Origin of the sequence: Colwellia sp. 12G3, from assembly GCF_002836775.1 — a bacterium.
Taxonomy (GTDB): domain Bacteria; phylum Pseudomonadota; class Gammaproteobacteria; order Enterobacterales; family Alteromonadaceae; genus Colwellia.
The window spans coordinates 208,953-229,402 of record NZ_PJAQ01000043.1 but is presented as its reverse complement, the minus strand read 5'-3'; the positions used below and the strand labels follow the sequence as shown (position 1 = coordinate 229,402).

16 protein-coding genes and 1 tRNA gene are annotated in these 20,450 nt (G+C 35.2%); 9 read left to right on the top strand and 8 right to left on the bottom strand.

From position 1 onward, the window contains the following. Window positions 1–51: 51 nt before the first annotated feature. Together CXF71_RS11075 and CXF71_RS11070 are read right to left on the bottom strand one after the other, a co-directional pair. Entirely contained in the window at window positions 52–1,830 is a 1,779-nt protein-coding gene (locus CXF71_RS11075) for a DUF885 domain-containing protein (RefSeq protein WP_232771450.1), read from the bottom strand. Between the two features lie 322 nt (window positions 1,831–2,152). Then, window positions 2,153–2,497 carry a tryptophan 7-halogenase gene (locus CXF71_RS11070; RefSeq protein ID WP_101233009.1) on the bottom strand — a complete coding sequence of 115 codons (345 nt, stop codon included), beginning with the start codon at window positions 2,495–2,497 and terminating at the stop codon, window positions 2,153–2,155. Window positions 2,498–2,744: 247 nt separating this feature from the next. Between CXF71_RS11070 and CXF71_RS11065 the strand changes: the two genes are divergently transcribed. Both CXF71_RS11065 and CXF71_RS11060 read left to right on the top strand, forming a co-directional pair. Further along, complete coding sequence (locus CXF71_RS11065; protein WP_101233008.1) at window positions 2,745–4,637, top strand: DEAD/DEAH box helicase; 1,893 nt, start codon at window positions 2,745–2,747, stop codon at window positions 4,635–4,637. An 846-nt stretch (window positions 4,638–5,483) separates the two neighbouring features. Then, complete coding sequence (locus CXF71_RS11060; RefSeq protein WP_101233007.1) at window positions 5,484–7,850, top strand: response regulator; 2,367 nt, start codon at window positions 5,484–5,486, stop codon at window positions 7,848–7,850. A 679-nt stretch (window positions 7,851–8,529) separates the two neighbouring features. On the opposite strand, the gene CXF71_RS11055 is transcribed toward CXF71_RS11060, so the two are convergent. The 3 genes from CXF71_RS11055 to CXF71_RS21435 all read right to left on the bottom strand — a co-directional run bounded on the left by CXF71_RS11055 (window position 8,530) and on the right by CXF71_RS21435 (window position 13,853). Next, complete coding sequence (locus CXF71_RS11055) at window positions 8,530–11,799, bottom strand: bifunctional diguanylate cyclase/phosphodiesterase (RefSeq protein ID WP_101233006.1); 3,270 nt, start codon at window positions 11,797–11,799, stop codon at window positions 8,530–8,532. Between the two features lie 120 nt (window positions 11,800–11,919). Further along, window positions 11,920–13,461 carry a methyl-accepting chemotaxis protein gene (locus CXF71_RS11050; RefSeq protein ID WP_101233005.1) on the bottom strand — a complete coding sequence of 514 codons (1,542 nt, stop codon included), beginning with the start codon at window positions 13,459–13,461 and terminating at the stop codon, window positions 11,920–11,922. Window positions 13,462–13,694: 233 nt separating this feature from the next. After that, window positions 13,695–13,853: a hypothetical protein gene (locus CXF71_RS21435; RefSeq protein ID WP_157826739.1), complete on the bottom strand. Its 159-nt coding sequence runs from the start codon at window positions 13,851–13,853 to the stop codon at window positions 13,695–13,697. Between the two features lie 177 nt (window positions 13,854–14,030). Between CXF71_RS21435 and CXF71_RS11045 the strand changes: the two genes are divergently transcribed. Beyond that, window positions 14,031–14,588: a response regulator gene (locus CXF71_RS11045; RefSeq protein WP_101233004.1), complete on the top strand. Its 558-nt coding sequence runs from the start codon at window positions 14,031–14,033 to the stop codon at window positions 14,586–14,588. A 600-nt stretch (window positions 14,589–15,188) separates the two neighbouring features. On the opposite strand, the gene CXF71_RS11040 is transcribed toward CXF71_RS11045, so the two are convergent. Next, window positions 15,189–15,279 (bottom strand) — tRNA-Ser (locus CXF71_RS11040). A 174-nt stretch (window positions 15,280–15,453) separates the two neighbouring features. On the opposite strand from CXF71_RS11040, the gene CXF71_RS11035 reads away from it, so the two are divergent. The 6 genes from CXF71_RS11035 (at window position 15,454) to CXF71_RS11010 (ending at window position 18,534) form a co-directional block, all read left to right on the top strand. After that, a complete protein-coding gene (locus tag CXF71_RS11035; RefSeq protein ID WP_101233003.1) occupies window positions 15,454–16,071 on the top strand; it encodes a DNA-3-methyladenine glycosylase I in 618 nt (205 codons plus the stop codon). Between the two features lie 266 nt (window positions 16,072–16,337). Then, window positions 16,338–17,006, top strand: coding sequence for a Bax inhibitor-1/YccA family protein (locus CXF71_RS11030; protein ID WP_198555662.1), 669 nt, complete (start codon window positions 16,338–16,340; stop codon window positions 17,004–17,006). Between the two features lie 110 nt (window positions 17,007–17,116). Next, window positions 17,117–17,485 (top strand): sulfurtransferase complex subunit TusD, encoded by a 369-nt coding sequence (tusD, locus tag CXF71_RS11025; protein ID WP_101233002.1) that lies wholly within the window; start codon window positions 17,117–17,119, stop codon window positions 17,483–17,485. Beyond that, a complete protein-coding gene (gene tusC, locus CXF71_RS11020) occupies window positions 17,485–17,883 on the top strand; it encodes a sulfurtransferase complex subunit TusC (protein WP_101233001.1) in 399 nt (132 codons plus the stop codon). Before tusD ends, tusC begins: the two co-directional genes overlap by 1 nt. A 25-nt stretch (window positions 17,884–17,908) precedes the next feature. Then, on the top strand, window positions 17,909–18,205 hold the full coding sequence (tusB, locus tag CXF71_RS11015; protein WP_101233000.1) for a sulfurtransferase complex subunit TusB: 297 nt from the start codon (window positions 17,909–17,911) through the stop codon (window positions 18,203–18,205). Further along, the gene (locus CXF71_RS11010) at window positions 18,196–18,534 is read left to right on the top strand and encodes a TusE/DsrC/DsvC family sulfur relay protein (RefSeq protein ID WP_101232999.1); all 339 of its coding nucleotides are present in this window, start codon (window positions 18,196–18,198) and stop codon (window positions 18,532–18,534) included. The genes tusB and CXF71_RS11010 overlap by 10 nt, the downstream gene beginning before the upstream one ends. Window positions 18,535–18,575: 41 nt before the next feature. On the opposite strand, the gene CXF71_RS11005 is transcribed toward CXF71_RS11010, so the two are convergent. After that, window positions 18,576–18,773, bottom strand: coding sequence for a hypothetical protein (locus CXF71_RS11005; protein WP_101232998.1), 198 nt, complete (start codon window positions 18,771–18,773; stop codon window positions 18,576–18,578). Between the two features lie 162 nt (window positions 18,774–18,935). Beyond that, complete coding sequence (locus CXF71_RS11000) at window positions 18,936–20,387, bottom strand: glyceraldehyde-3-phosphate dehydrogenase (protein WP_101232997.1); 1,452 nt, start codon at window positions 20,385–20,387, stop codon at window positions 18,936–18,938. Window positions 20,388–20,450: the final 63 nt, after the last annotated feature.

The following is a 20,450-nucleotide window of genomic DNA, read 5'->3' as shown; positions in this document are numbered from 1 at the left end:
GCGTTAACGTTGCGGTTTTCTTAATATGGTGGGCAGAATGGGCACTCTTTCCTATTTTTTGTTTAAGGCGATATACCGATCTATTTCAGCTTCAACCATAGCTAATGGCAATGCACCATTACTCAATAAAGCATCATGAAATTCACGTAAATCAAATTGTTTCCCTAATGATTTTTCTGCCTTTTTTCTTAACTTCCAAATGTGTAATTCACCCAATTTATAGGAAAGTGCCTGACCAGGCCATGATATATAGCGGTCTACCTCAGATCTAACATTCGTTGGTGATAATGAGGTATTACTTGATAAGAAATCTATTCCTTGTTGTCGACTCCATTTCATTGCATGTATCCCTGTATCAATGACCAAGCGACAAGCGCGCCACATTTCATAACTTAATCTGCCAAAATCATCATAAGGAGTATCATATAAACCCATTTCAACACCTAATTTCTCAGAATATAATCCCCAGCCTTCACCATAGGCACTAAAATAGAGACCTAAACGGAATTTAGGCACATTTTTCAATTCACTTGATATAGCCGATTGGTGATGATGTCCAGGTACTGATTCATGTAATGTTAACGCGGTAAGTTCATACAATGGTCGTTGGTCAAGTTGATATGTATTTAGCCAATAAGCACCACCACGTGTTCCACCAACAACGGCTGAATTATAGGAAGCAGTCGTATAATTAGGGGCTATTTCTTTCGGCACAGCAACAACACCATAAGGTAGACGAGGTAACGTTTTAAAATATTCAGGCATAATATAATCAATGCGTTTAGCAATATACGCTGCTTCTTTTAGCAAGTCTTTTGGCGTTTTTGCGTAAAACTGTGGGTCTGTTCGCAGGTATTGGGTAAATTCTTCAAATGTCCCTTCAAATTTTGTCTCTTTTATTATTTCAAGCATTTCGGCTTTGATGCGTTTGACTTCACTCAGTCCTGTTTGGTGTATTTCTTTAGCCGTGATATTAGGTAATGTCGTATATTTTTTAATTTGAGAAGCATAATAAGCTTTACCGTTATTCATTTGTTCTGCGCCAAGCGTTATTGTGGCTGCCTGTAAATATTCTCCGCCGAAAAACTCGGCAAATGTTCTAAAAGCAGGTATTGCGGATTGTGATATGGCTTTCTTGGCAGATTCTCTAAGTTGTTCTTGCTCTTTTTCTGATATTTTAGTGCTCATTTTCACAAAAGGTTTGTAAAGACTACTATCCGTTGGCTTTTCATATATCTGTGCCTGTACCGTAGGAAGAATACCTTCAACAACAATTTTTGGCAGGGTAAAATTGGAATGAATACCTGATCGCATGTTGGTTATATTTTCATTAAAATAGCGCGGTATCTCGTTAATTCTTGCGATGTAATCGTGGTAATCTTTCGCGGTATTCATCGGCAAACCATTACTCATACTTAATACTTGTAGAAAAAAACTATAAAAAGTATTGAGTGGAATACGTGATAAATTAAGTTGGTAACTTTCTATAGAGCCTTCAATCACCCACTTAAATAGTTGATGATTTATTCGGTTGGAGTCAGACAATTGCGTAGGGTCAATTTTTACTAATTGCCCCAGTAATTTTGTCTCCGCGGCAAGTCGCCTATCATTATCAATTTTTGATACTCGGTTAAGTAAATGATTATATTTGCTGATACCTTCTGATGTTGCTGATAAAGGACTTTCTTTCATCGAATAATCCCAATGCTGTGCAATCAGCTTTTCTAACTTTTTATCCGCGTTTACTGATACTTTATCGTCAGCCATAAGGTTTGTCGCAAAGATGAGCGTTGATAAAATAAGACACAACCCTCGGATATTGTTTAACATTTTATTTTTCTTTTTTATCATCATTCATGCTCGTTTCTGTTTTATATGACTTTTATAGTTACTTTTATATCACCTTAGACAACTTATTGATAATCGAATAAATTTTATGATGAGTATCCTGAAAACTACGTAGAAGATGCTGTATTATAAAACTTTGCAATAATCCTTAGCGATAAAATGCAACGTCTGAAAAGTATAAACCCGCTGAGCTTTCGATTAGCGGGTTTTAAATGTGTCGGTGAGATAGCCATCTTAACTCTGCTAAGGTTTAGACCCTATTTGGCGAAACCCCAATCACACGATTAATCTGGTCCAAATAAAATCACGTTATACTATTATCAATCGCCAACTCTTCAAGGTCACTGGTATTAAGGACTCTTCGTTGCCAAAAAGGTGCCTGAGACCAACGTTGCTCTTGTTGATAAAATTGCTGTTTGAGTACATGGTAATTATCGAACTGATTTTTCAAATCCAAATTATACTGCTTTATCGCCTGATTAACATTTGCAGTACTAGCAGTTAAATTATTAGCATTCAACTGAGCCATTATCGCATTTGCGCCATGGCAAGCTGAAGAAATAGCAAAGCCTATGCCCATTGACGAAATGGGGTCAAAAGCACAGGCGGCATCACCAATAGCTACAAAGTTGCTAACATTGTCAGCCACGCTTATTTGGCTAAATGCAGGGCGAGACCACGGATGCGTTGCTGTTACCGTACAATTGTTGACATAATGTTTAATGTGCTTGCTTTCACTTAATAACTTGTTCCAACCTTCTTGCTGATTTAAGCGTAATTTAGCAATGATATCGACATCAGAATAAAACAGATAAATAGTTTGTTTTAAATTTTGGACTTATCCGCTATTTTGCTATTATGGCCGCTTTTAGTTCCCTATAAGGCAGCAGCACTGCGTGGCAGTTTTTCAACTTAGAGATTATCAACAAGAAGCCGTTTCTGCGGTGCTCAAGCACTTTCGAAAAACCAACGAATCTGCGGTGATTGTTTTACCTACTGGGTCAGGTAAAAGTCTGGTAATTGCCGAGCTTGCTCGCTTAGCAAGACGAAAGATACTCGTGCTAACTCACGTTAAAGAGTTGGTCGAGCAAAATCATGAAAAATTTGAAAGCTATGGTGTTACTGCCGGTATTTATTCTGCTGGATTAAAACTTAAAGAAACTCAACACCAAGTCACGTTCGCCAGCATACAATCGGCAGCCCGCAATCTAGATGACTTTAGTGAGCCCTACTCCTTAATTATTATTGACGAATGTCATAGAGTTAACTTAGCTAGCCCTGACTTGTCTAATGAAAAGCCTAATGAACAGTCTAAAGATAAAGCTAAAAGCAAGCTGTCCAATAGTAATCAGTATCAACAAATTATTGAAAAATTGATGCAAGTTAATCCCGAGGTAAAATTATTGGGTTTAACCGCAACCCCTTACCGTTTAGGTATGGGCTGGATTTATAAAAAGCATTATCGTGGTTTCATGCGAAGTGAAGAAAAGCGGCCTTTTGAGCACTGTATTTATGAACTTCCGCTAAGCTACTTAATTAAACGCCAGTATTTAACCGAACCCAATTTAGTCGATGCCACCATAGAACACTACGATTTTAGTAGCCTGCGAGCAAACGCTTCTGGCGACTATAGCCCTACGGATATTAATCATCTATTAAACAAACATCCCCGGGTGACTCAAGGCATTATTGAACAGGTCATTGAGTTAGGCCATAAACGTCAAGGTATTATGGTATTTGCCGCTACAGTTGAGCATGCAAAGGAAGTCTTTAGTTATTTACCCGTAACATTGAGTGCGTTAATTACCGGGGCTACCGACAACACTGAGCGCGATCAGTTAATTAAGGCATTCAAACGTAAAGAAATTAAATACCTGGTTAATGTTTCAGTATTAACCACTGGCTTTGATGCGCCCCATGTCGATATGATTGCGATATTACGTCCAACACAATCGGTTAGTCTCTATCAGCAAATCATCGGTCGTGGTCTGCGTTTGAGTGATAACAAAAAAGATTGCTTGGTAATTGACTATACCGGTAATGATTTTGACCTCTATCATCCAGAAGTCGGAGAGAAAAAGCCGAATAGTAAAAGTCAGCCAGTGCAAGTTGTTTGCCCAAGTTGTGAATTTCCCAATATATTTTGGGGCATTTGTGATGATGATGGTTATTTAGTGGAGCACTACGGCCGACGATGCAAAGGCCTCGTCGATACTGGCAGTGAAGAACAAGCATACCAAGTAGAAAGCCAGAGTCAATGTGACTATCGTTTTGTATTTAAAGAGTGTCCTCACTGCGGTGGTGAAAATGACATAGCTGCTCGTAACTGCTTACAGTGTCATGAGGTCTTGGTTGACCCCGATGATATGTTAAAAAAGGCACTGCAACTTAAAGATTCAAAAATTATTCGCTGCGCAGGTCTTAATTTAACCCGAGTTAATGGCAAGGACAGTGACAAACTCAGTGACAAAGGGGGAGCTGATAAGTTAAAAATCACTTACCATGACGAGGAAGGCACTGAACTCAGTGAATCTTTTGACTTCGCTATGCCTAATCAAGTTAAAACGTTCAATGATATTTTTTCTAAACGCCTTAGCGCTAAAATCAGTGTTCAATTGGGCTCTACTGAATCGTTTGAAGTGACTAATATTGAACAAGCCTTAAAGTTAGCAAACCTATTGCCTTGTCCTGACTTTGTCGTTGCCAGAAAGCAAAAATTCTACTGGCGTATTAAAGACAGACTTTTTGACTACCAAGGTAAATATCGAAAAGCTAATGAGCTAAGATAAACCTAATGGGTTATATGGATGTAGCGGTGCGATAGATATTAGAACTCTATGTGGGGTTTAGCGCTATACACTCATTGTTTAGCTTTTATAAACAGCAGAAATCAAAAAGCCCGTTAATCTTTCGATTAACGGGCTTTTCTTAATGTGGCGGCGAGATAGAGATTTGAACTCTACTCGAAGGTTTAACGCTACAAACCCTTTATCTATTTTCTATCCTCACATTCAAGGCAAAAAAAAACCGCGACTTGTTAAAGTTGCGGTTTCTTAGAATGTGGCGGGCAGAATGGGACGAGTATGGGCACTGGTTTTATTCAATAAAATTGCCCTTAGGCTAGATATTATATAAAACTAAAGCGTATATATTAAACAGTTTATAAAATAACTTGAGCTGTTTATTATAGATTTTAATAAATATGTGACTACGCATAATGTTTGAGATTGCCAAACATTATATAGATTGACTTCTTATGTTTACTTTTGTCAAGAATACATTTGAACCCGATGATTTCATGATGCGTTGCATTAATTTCCTAATGCAAACTAATACTACTTTGGGGAAATTAGCATTTGGAAATTTATACTGAAACATTTGTATATTTTGATCTAGAACGGTCATAGGTCAATAAACCCATAAAGCTTGCAAATTTGTGATAACGGTCGTCCTCCATAGATAAAGGTATGTGTTTTTTGATGCTAATTCATTTATTAGTCTATGTGACCTATAGTTAGGCAATTATCCCATACGTTAAATTAACTGTTCTACGGACGTATTTTAATTTCCTATATAGTCAATTTATGAAAAAATGATGTTAATCTCACATGTTCAATGATTATTCGAGCTAATAAATGAAAATATTTAAGCTACCTCATTATGGAAAATTCATTTTATATCCCCTTGTATTTGTTTCTTTAATACTTTTAGGGTTTATTTTATATATTGATCATTTAGATTCGGAAAAAAACACTCAACAACTACGGCATGATGTTCTCAATGATGTGGCAGAGGTAAAAGCTAAGCTCGAGGGGAATATCAGTAGTAATATGCAATTAATCAAAGGGTTAGTTATTTCAGTCACCCTAGAACCTGCTATGTCAGAAGAGAAGTTTATCGCACTATCGTCGCCCTTACTTACCAACAACCCTCAAATACAGCATATTGCAATTGCTCCCAATCTAATCATCAAGTATATGAACCCAAAAGCAGGAAATGAACTAGCGATAGGTATTGATTATCGTGATATACCTGACCAATTGATAGCTATAAATAAAGTACGGGTCAGTAGAAAGTTGAATATGACAGGACCTGTCAACCTTATACAAGGGGGACAAGGCTTTATTACTCGATTTCCTGTTTTTATTCAGCCAACCGCTAATTCCAAATCCTATTTTTGGGGAATTATTTCTTCAGTGATTAATGTAGACGTATTTTTTGAACAAAGTGGACTAAATCCACTTTTAAAGAATTTAAACATTAGAATTTTGGATAGTACCACCCAACATCTCATTTTGGGTAAAGACGAAGTGAGTATGTTTGATCCTGTGATCTTAACTATGTCATCACCATTTAGTCAATGGACAATTTTGGCAACACCAAAATCTGGTTGGCTAGTAAATTCTAATAAATTTATTTTTAGAATAAAGCTATTTATAATTTTATTATTCATTTTATTCCCATTATTTTTACTCAGTAGAACGTTTGAAGAAATTAAAAAAAATAAACATAATTTACAAGCGATTATGGATAATACTTCAAATTTTATTCATGTAAAAAACACACAAGGCAAGTATGAATTTGTCAACAGTGAATTTGCAAAGGCAATTAATATCCCTCAGAAAGAGGCTATTGGAAAAACAGATTACGACCTTTTCCCTAAAGACCTTGCCGATAAGTTATCAATGCAAGATAAGGAAGTTATTAGAAAAAGAGAAAAAATAAACTTTAAAGGAGAGATCCTTCAAATTGATGGTATTCATCATTATTTATTAATTAAATTCCCATTATTTGAGAGTAATGGCGATATCTATGCTGTTTGTTGCGTTTCAACAGACATTACAGATCAAATAAACCATCAAAAGCATTTAAACCGAGTTAATAAAATGAATGCTCTTGCTACATTAACTAGCGGTATTGCTCATGACTATAACAATATGTTAGGTATTATTATGGGGTATAGTGAGCTACTACAGCTAAATCTAAGTGATCAACCTAAGTTACTTGGTTATGCTAATAACATAAACGACTCTTGTGCTAGAGGCTCTAATCTAACAAAGAAATTATTAAACTTAACTCAAGATAAGGGTGAAAGTAATGAAATTGTAAATATTAATAACTTGATAAATAAAAACCAAGATTTGTTGGAGAAAACACTCACGTCAAGGATCCAGTTAACATACGAACTCACTAATGATCTCTGGCCTATTTCAGTAGACATAAATGACTTAGAAGATGTCATTATCAATATATCTATCAATGCTATGCATGCCATAGATGGTAGCGGTCAACTTATTATTCGAACATACAATGATCAGCTGAGTGAAGAGCAAGCATCAATTTTCGACGTAAAATGTGGGGATTACGTTTTGCTTACCTTTACGGATACTGGCGAAGGAATGACCGAAGAAGTTAAAGAAAGGATATTTGATCCCTTTTATTCAACAAAGGGTGAAAAGGGTACAGGCCTTGGGTTATCACTTGTTTTTAATTTTATGAAGCGAAGTCATGGCATTATTCAAGTTACTTCTAAATTAGATTGTGGAAGTTGCTTTTCTTTATACTTCCCTCGTTCCCCTGGCAATATTAAGAATAAAACACATATTGAAATCCCTTTAACAATAGAGAAAAATAAAAACTCAACTATCTTAGTGGTAGATGACGAGCCTGCTCTTCTCCATGCAACGAGTGAAATACTTAAGCGGCAGAATTATCATGTGATTAGTGTTAATAGCGCTAATCAAGCTTTAGAAATACTAAAAACTCAACATATCGATTTATTACTCTCAGACGTGATAATGCCCAACATGGATGGTTACCAATTATCAGCAATTGTAAAAGAGAATTACCCAACGGTGCAGATTCAGTTAGTTAGCGGCTTTACTGATCAAAAGAAACAATTGAAAACAGATGGGACTATTCATGAGCAGCTATTGTTAAAACCAATAAATTCTCAGATCTTATTGCAAAGATTGCAAAAATTATTGAATAAGAAAATATAAGAATAATGAGTGCACAATATTCGTATGAAATTGGCATATGATCTGACCATCCTAATTATAGATTTGTTCAGAGTGAAAGGACTATATTGCATAAAAAGTAATCCTTAATACTGTTTTCAATTAATTTAATTTTTAAAACCACAACTGAAATCACCAAAGTAATTTGGTTTATGATAGTAATCTGATTTTTTTAATACAAACTTTTTAACAATATCAAAATATAGAAAGTAAAAATCCGCTAACATTTCGGATAGCGGATTATTTTAATGTGGCGGAGAAAATTGTATGAATATGAGAGCTGGGAAATAACTATTCCTTTACCTTTATAATAAAGCTTAAGGGTATATGTGAAAACTATTAATATCAGTGGAATAGCATCAAAAACCAAGATAAATCAATAATTTTTTATTACATTAATAGGATAAAAAACTCTATCAATACACATAGGTTTATTATTGAAATCGCCTTTAACGATACCTTTCATTTATTTTTATGGGTAAATCTAAAGTATATGAAATCAATTTAATCGAATATATAACATTAGAATTACATTGGATTTGTGATAAATGTGTTAATTTATCTTCGTTAAAAAAAGATTAATACATGCTCAAATCAGTATGTCGTTTTTACTTTTTCATGTAATCACTAGTTAATTTATGTAGTCCAAAATTATAATTATTTAACTGTGATTTTCAATGTTTAATCCTAGACTATTCGAATTCAGGAAATGGTTAGTTCGAGATAATAACTGCATAAATTCATCTCCAGGTATAGGTCTTGAGAAGTAATAACCTTGGCCATAATCACATCCAGAATCCATGAGTAACTTCATTTGTTCTTTTGTTTCAATTCCTTCAGCTATAACTCTTAACCCTAACTTCTGAGCCATTGTGATAATAGCTTCTGATAAAATCATATCAACTGAGCCAGGGGCTAGGTTTTTAGTAAATGACTGATCAATTTTTAGATAATCAAGGTTAAATTTTTTCAAGTACGATAGTGACGAATACCCTGTACCAAAATCATCCATAGACAGCTCAATATCAGCCGCTCTGAACTGAGAAAGTCGCTCTATGGTGCTCGTATTATTATCCATTAATAGACCTTCTGTTATTTCAATAACAATGCTTTCCCCTGATAATTCATTTTCAGTAAGATAGCTTAGCCAATCTAATTGAATGGTTGTTTCTCTAAATTGTACAGGTGACTTATTGACACTAATTTGTATGTCTAAACCGAGCTGTTTTTTGCATTTTTTAATCTGCTGAACTGTTTCTTTAAAGACCCAGTCACCAATTTCTACGATTAAGCCTGATTCTTCAGCCATAGGTATAAATTCTGCGGGACTCACCATGCCGCGAACAGGATGTTTCCAACGTAAAAGGGCTTCTGCTTTACGAATAATACCTGTTTGTAATTCGACAATAGGTTGATAAAATACAGCAAGTTGATTCAAGCTAATGGCTTTACGCAAGTCATTCATTAATGCTAAATTGTTTAGTGCTTCTTCTTGCATTGATGCGGTAAAATAACAAAATCTATTACGCCCAAGACTCTTAGCAAGATACATGGCTTGATCTGCATTCTTAAATAACTCCAAAGTAGTATTGCCATCATTTGGAGAGACTGTTATGCCTATGCTAGCAGATATATATGTCGGCATTTCAGATATATAATAAGGTTTGTTTAGGGCTATTAATATTTTTTGGCAAATAGATTCAACATTATATAGTTCCGATAAGTCAGACAAAATAATTGTAAATTCATCACCACCTATTCGAGCAACAGTATCTGCTTCTCGAATACAATGAGTAATTCTTTTCCCTACTTCGACAAGAAGTGCATCACCATAATCATGACCCATACTGTCATTAATTATTTTAAAGTTATCTATGTCAATAAAAATTAAAGCGAATTCTTGTTTCTTACGATGTGATACTTTGATTTCTTGCTCCAACCGATCAATAAACATTCTTCGGTTGGGGAGTTTCGTTAGGCTGTCATAATTAGCTTGCCTTAATATCAATTCATCCGCCTCTTTCTTTTCAGTAATATCTGAAAATAATGCAATTCGTCTGAAAACTTTGCCATAATCATCATAAATGGTGTTAATTGAAATCCATTCGACATAGTCACTGCCATTTTTTTTGGTATTCCAAATTTCACCTTGCCAGCTTCCTGTTAGTTGTAATTCCTCCCACATTGATTGGTAAAACTGGTGGCTTTGTTTACCCGAACTAAATATTTTGGGGTCTTTTCCTATTAGTTCATCTTTGCTATAACCAGTGATGTTAGATAAAGCAGGGTTAATCGCCACAATCTCATTATCAACATTAGTGATCATCATTGCTTCAGAACTATTTTGATACACCATATCTGCAAGTTTTAAATCATCTTCTTGTTGGCGTTTATCTGTTATATCGTTGCTGATCCCTATCAAACCAATAACTTCACCCTGTGTATTTAGCAATTTTACTTTTGTTATTTCAAGCTGGTATGGTTTTTTATTTAAACGGGGGATTTTTTCATAGGAAACATGAGGAACATCTTGTCCTAAGGCCGCTATATCGGAGTCGAAACAATGCTGTGCCATCTCATCTCCCAATAAATGGGCTAATTTAGATATAGGCGTTTCTAGCATGTCTTTTTCTTCTATTCCGGCTAAGGTACAGAATGTTTTATTTACAAAGTGGTAACGACCATCTATACCTGCAAACCAAATTCCTATTGGTGAATTATCAATAATAGCGCGTAATCTTGTGCTTATTTCTTCCTTATCAATCAGTAATTTTTGAAAAGATTCAGCCATTTCATTAAATCCAATCGCAAGATTATTTAGCTCATCATTCGTATAAAGCGTAACACGAGCATCAAGATCCCCACCGTAAAAATCGTCCGTTACTTTAATTAAATAATTTATACTTCTAATTGTTGAGAAATACAGTCCTACTATAAAATAAAGGACAATAATAAATAGCGTTGACGAAAAACCAATACTCAAGATTAATTGAGTGTTTGCCTGATTAACTTTGCTGTGAAGTAAGCTCCGTAGTGTAAAGTAAAGTGAGTTATCTAAAAAATCATACCCTTTATCAATAACGGAAGTTGAGTCATCATAAAATGTTAAAGGACTTAAAGACGTTGTATCGGCTAATATTTCGTCTAAGGTGACTTTTGTATGGTTCTGGATTGTTTTAATTAGAGCTTGAGCTGAAATACTTTCTCCGTCCGAAATCAGTTCCCTTTTAATCTTACGTATATTCTCTTTGAACACGCCTAATGGGACGATGGTATTCGATAAGGATTTTATTATGGTATTTTTATTTTTTGTACTTTTATTCACTAAATATGAAACACCAACAGCACGCGCTTGTCCTAGCAGCTCTAATGTGATCGGAACTGTGAATAAGAAACTATTGGTTAGATAATAGGAGTCCAGATCATCCATGACTAACAAATAATAGTAGTCAGCCAAATTTAGCTGTAAAGAATTGATATTGTTAATTAATTCTTTATGTAAATGCAAACTCTCATCTAGCCCTAAAGTAAGCCCGTTAGTATTTAAATATTCCCACTGATGAATAATAGAAGACCATTTTGCTATTTCCTTTAACTCTAACGGCAAGTCAGTACTAAGAACGTTGAGGGTATCAACGACTTTTTTATTAATTGATAGAAGATGATTAGGACTTTCATTAACACCTGAAAAAACAGCTGTAGAAATCCCTCTATGTTGTTGTAGTGAATGAATCAGTTGTGATGTCTTTTGAGCCTGATGAATACCTTCTAATTGCAAATTAGCTGTATTGATTGACCCTGATAAATATCTGATTAAAGAAATTGAAACAATCAATAATGCTAGGAGAGAAAGTCCCCCAAGTAACATAAACTTACGAGGGTAACTTAGATTGTTCATTACATTTATAGCCGGGTTAAATAACTTTTTCACAAACATCCTTAAAATACATAATCGAGTAAAGTTATGTATAAATTACTTGCAAACAAAAATATTGTTGGCTTGAATAATATCTTCGGTAAGGGCAGTTGTATTAAGCACTCCCCTATTCTATTATTTAAATGTTGCGCTTAACGCATCGATAATTGTCGCGTTTTCGTATACATCAACACCGGTTTTATTGACTTTTTGTGCCAACAAAGCGTTGTTTTTAGATATTTCATCAATGTTAAGAATACTTTGATTGATTTGATTCGCTACCACGCTTTGCTCTTCTGTTGCTGTAGCAATTTGTGCTGTCATATCACTCACATCAGTAACATTCACAATAATACTTTCCATTGCAGATTTGATATTCACTGTATCTTCAGAACATTTTTCGGCGTTAGATTTATTAACAAGCATTACTTGGCTCCACTCTTTTAAGGTTGTTTGCAACTTTTGAACTGAAGTCTGAATTTGAACCGTTGCATCTTGCGTTCTACTTGCCAGTGTTCTTACTTCATCAGCAACCACAGCAAAACCACGTCCTTGTTCGCCAGCTCTCGCAGCCTCTATCGCAGCATTCAAAGCTAACAAGTTTGTTTGATCAGCAATGCCCTGAATTTCAGACATAACGGTAGAGATTTTATCAACGTCTGTCACTAAAGTTATTGCATTCGTGGCTGCATTTTCGACATCCCCAGTTAAATTATGTATTCTGTTTTGACTAACTTCAATCACTTCAATATTTTGTTTACATTCATTTTGAATATTTATAACTTTGTCATGGGTTTGAGTTGTATTGCTACTAACCTCATCAATCGTCGCACTCATTTCGGTAATTGCCGTAGCAAATTGCGCTAAATGTGAGTTTTCATCATTGATACCTTCAAGCATTTCGCTCGATACTTTTTCCAGTTCACTTGCTAGGTTTACAAGCACTCTTCCTGAATCACTACTTCTACCCAGTATAGTTCCAACGCGTGCTTTATATAGCTCTACGGGATAATTGAGAATATTTGTTAACCCTTTTCCTGAATATATGATGCGTGACGGACTATCAAACAACAATTTGATTTTTTTCGTTGCATTTGGAAAAGCGACTAGCTCTTCTGAAAAAGTTATAAAAACTAATATAAAAGACATTAATAAGATGACAATTGAGATGATAGAGCCCACGTATATCCAATTAATCATGCACGATAATATAATAATCATTGTGGCAAAAAGTCGCTTCAAGCTGATATTCGATCTAATATCACGTATGGATTTACCGCTATTTAACGTGTCATAAAGTTGTTGAGCTTTAATTTTTTGCTCTTCTGTGGGACATGTTCTAACTGACTGATAGCCTTTTATAGACCCCTTTTCATATAAAGGAGTCACATAGGCATCAACCCAATAAAAACCACCATTTTTACAACGGTTTTTTACCATCCCTCGCCATGAATCACCTTGTTTAAGTTTTTCCCATAGATCCGAAAATGCAGCTTTAGGCATATTTGGGTGGCGAACAATATTATGATGTTGCCCTACTAATTCCTCAAGTTCATATCCAGCAACCTTGCAGAACTCTGGGTTCGCATAAGTAATTTTCCCATCGAGGTCAGTAATTGATACTAATTGCTCAGTAGTAGCAAACCTAGTTTCGTTATTATTGAAACGATTATTCATTATTCTTAAATTCCTGTTTAATTGTAGAGCCACAAAAAAAGATAAAGACTATCGATATATTCTGGCTAACCCAAATTGCCATAAACCTTATCAATTCAAGTAAAACGAACCCGTTATTCGGGCGCAGTCATTTACTACAATAATGTTTGTTAGGACTGCTACAAAACGTAATAACAGTGGTATGGTGTAAACGTGCCATAGTTTTAATTAATATTGCTATGAAAATCATTTAATCAATTTTCAAATTGAGCAATGGCTAAGTAAATAGGAAACTCTTGACCATTTTTATTACGCACTATTACGCTACCGCCTTTACCTATAAGTTTAGCTTCTTTAGTTTTTTGATAACTCTCTAGGTAAGAGTCATGTTTTACGGCTCTTGATTTTGGCATCAATAACTTAATATTTTCTCCCAACCGCTCAAAAAAAATAGATTGTAAACGATATTGTTGAACATGCAATCGATAAAAACGATATCGCTATATTAACTTTTAAAGTAATATGATAGATTTTACTGAAATCAATTATTTCTTAGCAAATTACTTTAATATATTTGAGAATTAAACAAATTGAATAATCCAGAAAAGTTACTTACTCCAGCACAAGTTGGGAAACTGTTAAGCGTGTCGCCTATAACTGTTAGATTCTGGGCTAAAGACGGGCGTTTAAAGTTTATTACCACTCCTGGGGGCCATCGCAGGTTTGAACGCTCTGAAGTAGAGAGATTAACTGAAGGTAAGTTAGTTGCTAAAAAAGGTAAAACTATTGTCATAGTAGAAGATGACAAACAACATGCCGATTTATTGGTAGAGTTTATTGAAGTGTTATATCCCGAGTTTGGGGTTGAAGTTGCCAATAGCGGCTTTGAAGCTGGGAGCATGATAGAGAATATCAAACCAAGTCTTATTTTTCTCGATTTAGTTATGCCTGATATTGATGGTTTTGCTGTATGCAAATATATCAGAGAAAATGAAGAGACTAAAGATACTCCCATTATAGCTATGTCTGGACTTTCACAACAAGAACATCAAGATAAAATTATTGCTTCAGGTGCTAATGCATTTTTAATAAAACCAATAAAATTATCTGTGTTAAAACGAGCGGTGGAATCCTTTATAGGAGATTAACTGAATCGATGTTTTATTTAAAAGGACTATTAAGCTTCTACGATTTTAACCGAATAGCTAGTTACTTAATAAGTTTAAAGCTTAATTAGACCGCTGTTGAAATAGGCTAATTATGAGAGCATTAAATCAACTACTGACTTTAATAATGCTCACTGGTTTATGCCCTCAGATAAGAAAAAATTCTATAGCTACAAAAGATGTTCGAGCGATCCAATTTAATCAATTCATAATTCTTTGTTGTAAAGTTTTTCGTAAAACGTAAAAGTCATAATGACCTATTGGCATAGAGGACTATTTATTGTGATAAGTACGCACCTAAATTATGTCTTCTTTGTGGTACTTGTTGAGATAGGTCAGCAACTAACGCTAGAAAAACCAATTTATTTGTAACGAATATAAATGACGGTCTCTTTGACGGTTCAAAAAGTAATAGGTGTAAAAAAACCTTCTAAAAACATAGACCTATCCATAAAATGCGGCGGTGAGATAAAGATTTAAACTCTACTCGAAGATTTGCCGCTATAAACCCGTTGTTTTATATTGTTAGCTTAAAAAAGCAAAAAACCCGTTAATCTTTCGATTAACGGGTTCTTTTTAATATGGCGGTGAGATAGAGATTTGAACTCTAGAAGGGCTACAAACCCTTGCCGGTTTTCAAGACCGGTGCTTTCGACCACTCAGCCATCTCACCTGAAGTTAACAATTAAGCGAGTAAAACAATGCTTGCTTGAGAACGAGGCAGATATTAAAGTCTCTCCTACAGGTTGTAAAGCACTATCTTAACAATTGAGCTTGTTTGCTAGAAAAACAATCACCTTGCTTTTATTTCAAGCAGTTAAGATAAAAATAAACAAGGAATAACACAATGACAGCCGAAACCACTTGTCGATGCCCCTGGTTAGACACATCAAAAGCTGACTATGTTAAATATCATGATGAAGAGTGGGGTGTTCCCGTTCTTGAAGATAATAAAATGTTTGAGTATATTGTACTTGAATCAGCCCAAGCGGGTTTAAGTTGGTATACCATTTTAAAAAGACGTGATGGCTATAGAAAAGCATTTGCCAACTTTAATGTTGCCAAAGTCGCTCAATATACCCTTGCAGATGAAGAGCGCTTGGTGCTAGACCCTAGTATTATCCGTCATAAAGGTAAAATTGCTGCAACCGTTAATAATGCGAAATGTTTTATTGCTATACAAGAAGAGTTTGGTAGCTTTATTAAGTATATATGGGCATTTGTTGATAACAAAGTGCAAGTAAGTAATATAAACAAGCCAAGTGATTATATTGCCACCTCGCCTATTTCAGATCTGTTAAGTAAAGATTTAAAAAAAAGAGGCTTTAAATTCGTTGGTTCAACTACTATTTATGCTCATCTGCAAGCCTCTGGTTTGATTAACGACCACAGTAATAATTGCAACAGAAAACAAGCGATTATAAACAGTTACCTATCATTGGGGCTAGACTGGCTTCAATGTTAACTAACGGCCTTTCATTGTTCACTTTATATGTTGAATAGGTTAGTTTATTTTAATTGCTTGTTACAAAATAAAACAAATTATTGCCACTTTTAAACAAAGCAAAGCGTAGTATTTTAAAAATCACCATGCCATAATATGTCATAAGGCACTAAGTTAGCGTAAGTCAGTTATTCTTTTTAAATAAATAATAAAAACTTGAACTTATCTAAAATGACCTTATCTTAGCTTATAACAAGTAAATAGAATTAAATTCTTAAGGAAGTTTTATGCAATCTAATATGAGTTTTCAAACGGCGAGCAAAAGTTCGGCGATAGAGATTAATAAAGTATTAAAAAATACTTACATGTTGTTATCAATGACACTTGCGTTTAGTGCTGTAACAGCTGGCATTTCAATGGCGATGAACCTACCACACGGTGCTGCGCTTATTATGATGTTAGTCGCGTTCGGTTTAATGTTTGTTGTAAACAAAAAAGCGGATTCTGCTAGTGGTGTTTATTGGATTTTTGCTTTCACTGGTTTAATGGGTGCCTCATTAGGCCCTATGCTTAGTGCTTACGCAGCAATGCCCGGTGGCCCAGCGATGATAATGCAAGCGCTTGGCGGAACTGCATTAATATTTTTCGCACTTTCAGGTTATGCGCTAACCAGTAAAAAAGACTTCTCCTTTATGGGTGGCTTTTTGATGGTTGGTTTGATAGTAGTAGTGGTAGCAAGTCTAGCTAACATCTTCTTCGCAATCCCTGCGCTGTCACTAGCAATTAGTGCTGCAGTAATAATGATTATGTCTGGTTTAATTTTGTACGATACAAGCCGTATAATTAATGGTGGCGAACGTAATTACATTCGTGCCACAGTTTCTTTATACTTAAATATCTACAATATTTTTGTACATTTATTATCGTTACTTGGTGTATTAGGCAACGATGATTAGTAAATATTAAAAATTTACGTTATAAAGCATTATAATTATTTATAATGTTTTATAATAAAAAGCCTCGCAATTGCGGGGCTTTTTTATTCCCTTGATAATTTGGATGTGTTGTGAAAACTCTTGCTGTAGTAGTTACTACTCCCCCTTATAGCCATTTAACAATAACGGCACTCACGTATGTTGAGGCGGCATTAGTCGCAGGCATTAATGTTATTGGCGTATTTTTTTATCAAGACGGTGCTATGCATGCTAATAAAAACATTAGTATTGCCAGTGATGAATATCAGGCAATAGAACACTGGCAACGATTACACCAACAGTATCAATTACCCTTACATATATGTATTACTGCAGCTGAAAAACGTGGTATAGCCTGTGACGTAATAGATAACAATCAAATCAACAAGGCATTTACGGTGTCAGGTTTAGGTGAGTTGGTTGAGTTAACAACAAAAGCTTCTCGCTTGGTGCAGTTTTAATGACTTCGATAGAGCTAGCAACATCCGTTGTGTTATCCAAAGAATGTGGCTTAGCCATTATCAACAGTAAAGCACCTTTTAGCAGTACCTACGGTAAAGATGCTCTAGATGTTGCGTTAATTTTTGGCTCCTTTGAGCAAAAGGTATCGTTATTTTTTCAAGGTGATGGTGTTTATCAGTTAATTGCTAATCAAGATGGTCGTTTAGTGTCAATTAAAGACTATTTAAAAACATTTTCTGCTTTTGAATTCTATGATATTGAAGACATTTATGTATGCCAGCAATCTTTAGTTAATCGTCAACTTGATGAAGCATTTCATATTAATGATGTGCAAGTATTAACAAGTATTGAGTTTGGTTTAGCACTTAACCGTCATCAACATATACTCAGGTTCTAAGTCATTATATTTAAGGGAATGAAACATGAGCACTTTACATTTAGTAAGACAATCAGCTTTTGCTACTAATGATTTCGCACAATGCTTAAGCGTGTTTGATCATCAAGATTCTATCGTGTTAATGGATGATGGGTGTTATAGCCTTAAACATTCATTGATGGATAGCTTACTCAAACGAGTAGATGGCACATTGAACATCAATATTATTGCCAGCCACGCAAAGGCAAGAGCCATTGAAACGATGGCAACAATTAACCATATAGACATGGCTGATGTTGTTGATTTAACCTTTAACCACAATAAAGTGATCACATGGCAATAGTTTTAACATTTGAAGACAATATAGTTGCAACAGATAAACAAGGTTATTTGCTTGATCACCTAGTGTGGCAGAAAGAGTTAGCGTTGGTTATGGCAAATAATGATGAATTTGAACTGACAGATGCACATTGGGAAGTCATTAACTTTGTAAGGCAGTTTTACTTAACCTATAACACCTCTCCTGCTATTCGTGCATTGACTAAAGCGATGAAGGTTGAATTTGGTGAAGCAAAGGCAAGCAGTCGATATTTATATAAATTATTTCCTGAAGGACCAGCAAAACAAGCGACTAAGTATGCTGGGCTACCAAAACCTGCTCGTTGTATTTAGGCTTAGTTTTTATCAAATAGACCCGCGTGCTGCCGTCATCATTAAACTTTAATGTTGACCTGAAAACCACTATTACCCGTAGGCGCAGGTACACTATTGATTTTAGCTGATTGAATAAGCTGCAATGCCATTTTTCCTTCTATCTCCTGCTGACTTTTAGACAATGCTGCAGTAAGTAACTCTGCTCCAGAGGTCGGTTGCGCGGCTACAGAATTATTTTGACCTAAACTTATCGACATATTCCCTACTCCTCGTATTTGAATTAGTAATATATAGTTAGCGGCAAAATGAGCTAAAACTTTACTTCTAGTTTTCTGAAATTATTAATTAATACGAATTTAAAATAAAAAGGCGCATATTATTAAATAATATGCGCCTTTTTAATAACTAAAATAAACAGGTTATTTAAGTGGTAAGCTCGGAACTGTAATACCAGCCATTTCAAGCATAACTTGAACAACTTGACAGCTATAACCAAACTCGTTGTCATACCAAACGTATAATACTGCGCGATCACCGTCAACAATAGTCGCTTGTGAATCAACAACACCAGCATAACGTGAACCGACTAAATCAGTAGAAACGATTTCGTTTGAAGCTGTGTAATCAATTTGATTTTGTAACGGTGAGTTTAATGAAATATTACGTAAATAATCATTTAACGCTGCTTTATCAGTCGCTTTCTTTAAGTTCAAGTTCATAATAGCCATTGAAACATTCGGCGTTGGAACTCGAATTGCGTTACCTGTTAGTAAACCTTTAAGCTCTGGTAATGCTTTAGCGACTGCTTTTGCTGCACCAGTAGTACTGATAACCATATTTAAAGGAGCACTTCGACCACGACGAGGTGCAGGATGATAGTTATCAATTAAGTTTTGATCGTTAGTATATGAATGGATCGTTTCAACATGGCCATTGCGAATACCATATTCATCATTAAGCGCTTTTAATACCGGTGTAATCGCATTAGTGGTACAGCTAGCGGCAGAGATGATAGTATCAGAAGCCAAAATCATATCGTGATTAACACCATAAACGATGTTTTTGATATCGCCTTTAGCTGGTGCAGTAAGTAATACTTTAGCAACACCTTTTGATTGTAAATGTTGACCTAAGCCATCTTCGTCAGTCCAGATACCCGTGTTATCAACGACTAATGCGTTAGTGATACCATGTTCTGTATAGTCAACTTCAGCTGGTGATTTTGCATAGATAACTTTAATAAAAGCACCGTTAGCTTTAATGACGTTATTTGCTTTATCGATAGTAATGCTGCCGTTAAAAGCACCATGTACTGAATCACGACGTAATAAACTTGCACGCTTCTCTAAATCATCTCCGCCTTTACTTGGGCGTAAAACGATAGCACGAAGATTTAGCTTTGCATTTGGGCCTGCTCGTTCTATTAATAAACGCGCTAAAAGACGACCTATTCGACCAAAACCGTATAAAACAACATCTTGGCTTTTTTGATTTGAATTTTCACGGCTTTCTGCTGATAATTCTTTATCTAAATATTGTTCAATAGAAAGGTCATTAGCTTGACCATGATATAAATAGTTATAAGCTAACTTACCTACATCGATACGCGCAGGTGCTAAGTCCATTTTGTTAATTGCTTCTACAAAAGGGAAACTTTCACGTAAACGCAATTTACTTTCTTCATGGAGAGCAACCGATTTATGTGCTTTAATAATATCAATCGAAGATGCATTTAGTAGTGGGCGACCGTACACTAAAATTTCTATGCCTTTGTTACGAAACAGCTGTCCAATAATTGGTTGCATATTTTCAGCGAACGTTTGACGTTCTTGCCAGCTTGCTTGATACGTTTCCTCAAGATGAGAAGTCATTACTTAAACCTTTTATTTCAGTCAATTAAACATTAGGCTACTATCATAAGGTATTACATACGA

What these genes read in the sequence shown, in the direction of transcription:
- CXF71_RS11075 (WP_232771450.1), bottom strand. Translation starts at nt 1,830, where the DNA reads ATGTTAAACAATATCCGAGGGTTGTGTCTTATTTTATCAACGCTCATC.
- CXF71_RS11060 (WP_101233007.1), top strand. Translation starts at nt 5,484, where the DNA reads ATGAAAATATTTAAGCTACCTCATTATGGAAAATTCATTTTATATCCC.
- CXF71_RS11050 (WP_101233005.1), bottom strand. Translation starts at nt 13,461, where the DNA reads ATGAATAATCGTTTCAATAATAACGAAACTAGGTTTGCTACTACTGAG.
- CXF71_RS21435 (WP_157826739.1), bottom strand. Translation starts at nt 13,853, where the DNA reads ATGCCAAAATCAAGAGCCGTAAAACATGACTCTTACCTAGAGAGTTAT.
- CXF71_RS11035 (WP_101233003.1), top strand. Translation starts at nt 15,454, where the DNA reads ATGACAGCCGAAACCACTTGTCGATGCCCCTGGTTAGACACATCAAAA.
- CXF71_RS11030 (WP_198555662.1), top strand. Translation starts at nt 16,338, where the DNA reads ATGCAATCTAATATGAGTTTTCAAACGGCGAGCAAAAGTTCGGCGATA.
- tusC (WP_101233001.1), top strand. Translation starts at nt 17,485, where the DNA reads ATGACTTCGATAGAGCTAGCAACATCCGTTGTGTTATCCAAAGAATGT.
- tusB (WP_101233000.1), top strand. Translation starts at nt 17,909, where the DNA reads ATGAGCACTTTACATTTAGTAAGACAATCAGCTTTTGCTACTAATGAT.
- CXF71_RS11010 (WP_101232999.1), top strand. Translation starts at nt 18,196, where the DNA reads ATGGCAATAGTTTTAACATTTGAAGACAATATAGTTGCAACAGATAAA.
- CXF71_RS11005 (WP_101232998.1), bottom strand. Translation starts at nt 18,773, where the DNA reads ATGTCGATAAGTTTAGGTCAAAATAATTCTGTAGCCGCGCAACCGACC.
- CXF71_RS11000 (WP_101232997.1), bottom strand. Translation starts at nt 20,387, where the DNA reads ATGACTTCTCATCTTGAGGAAACGTATCAAGCAAGCTGGCAAGAACGT.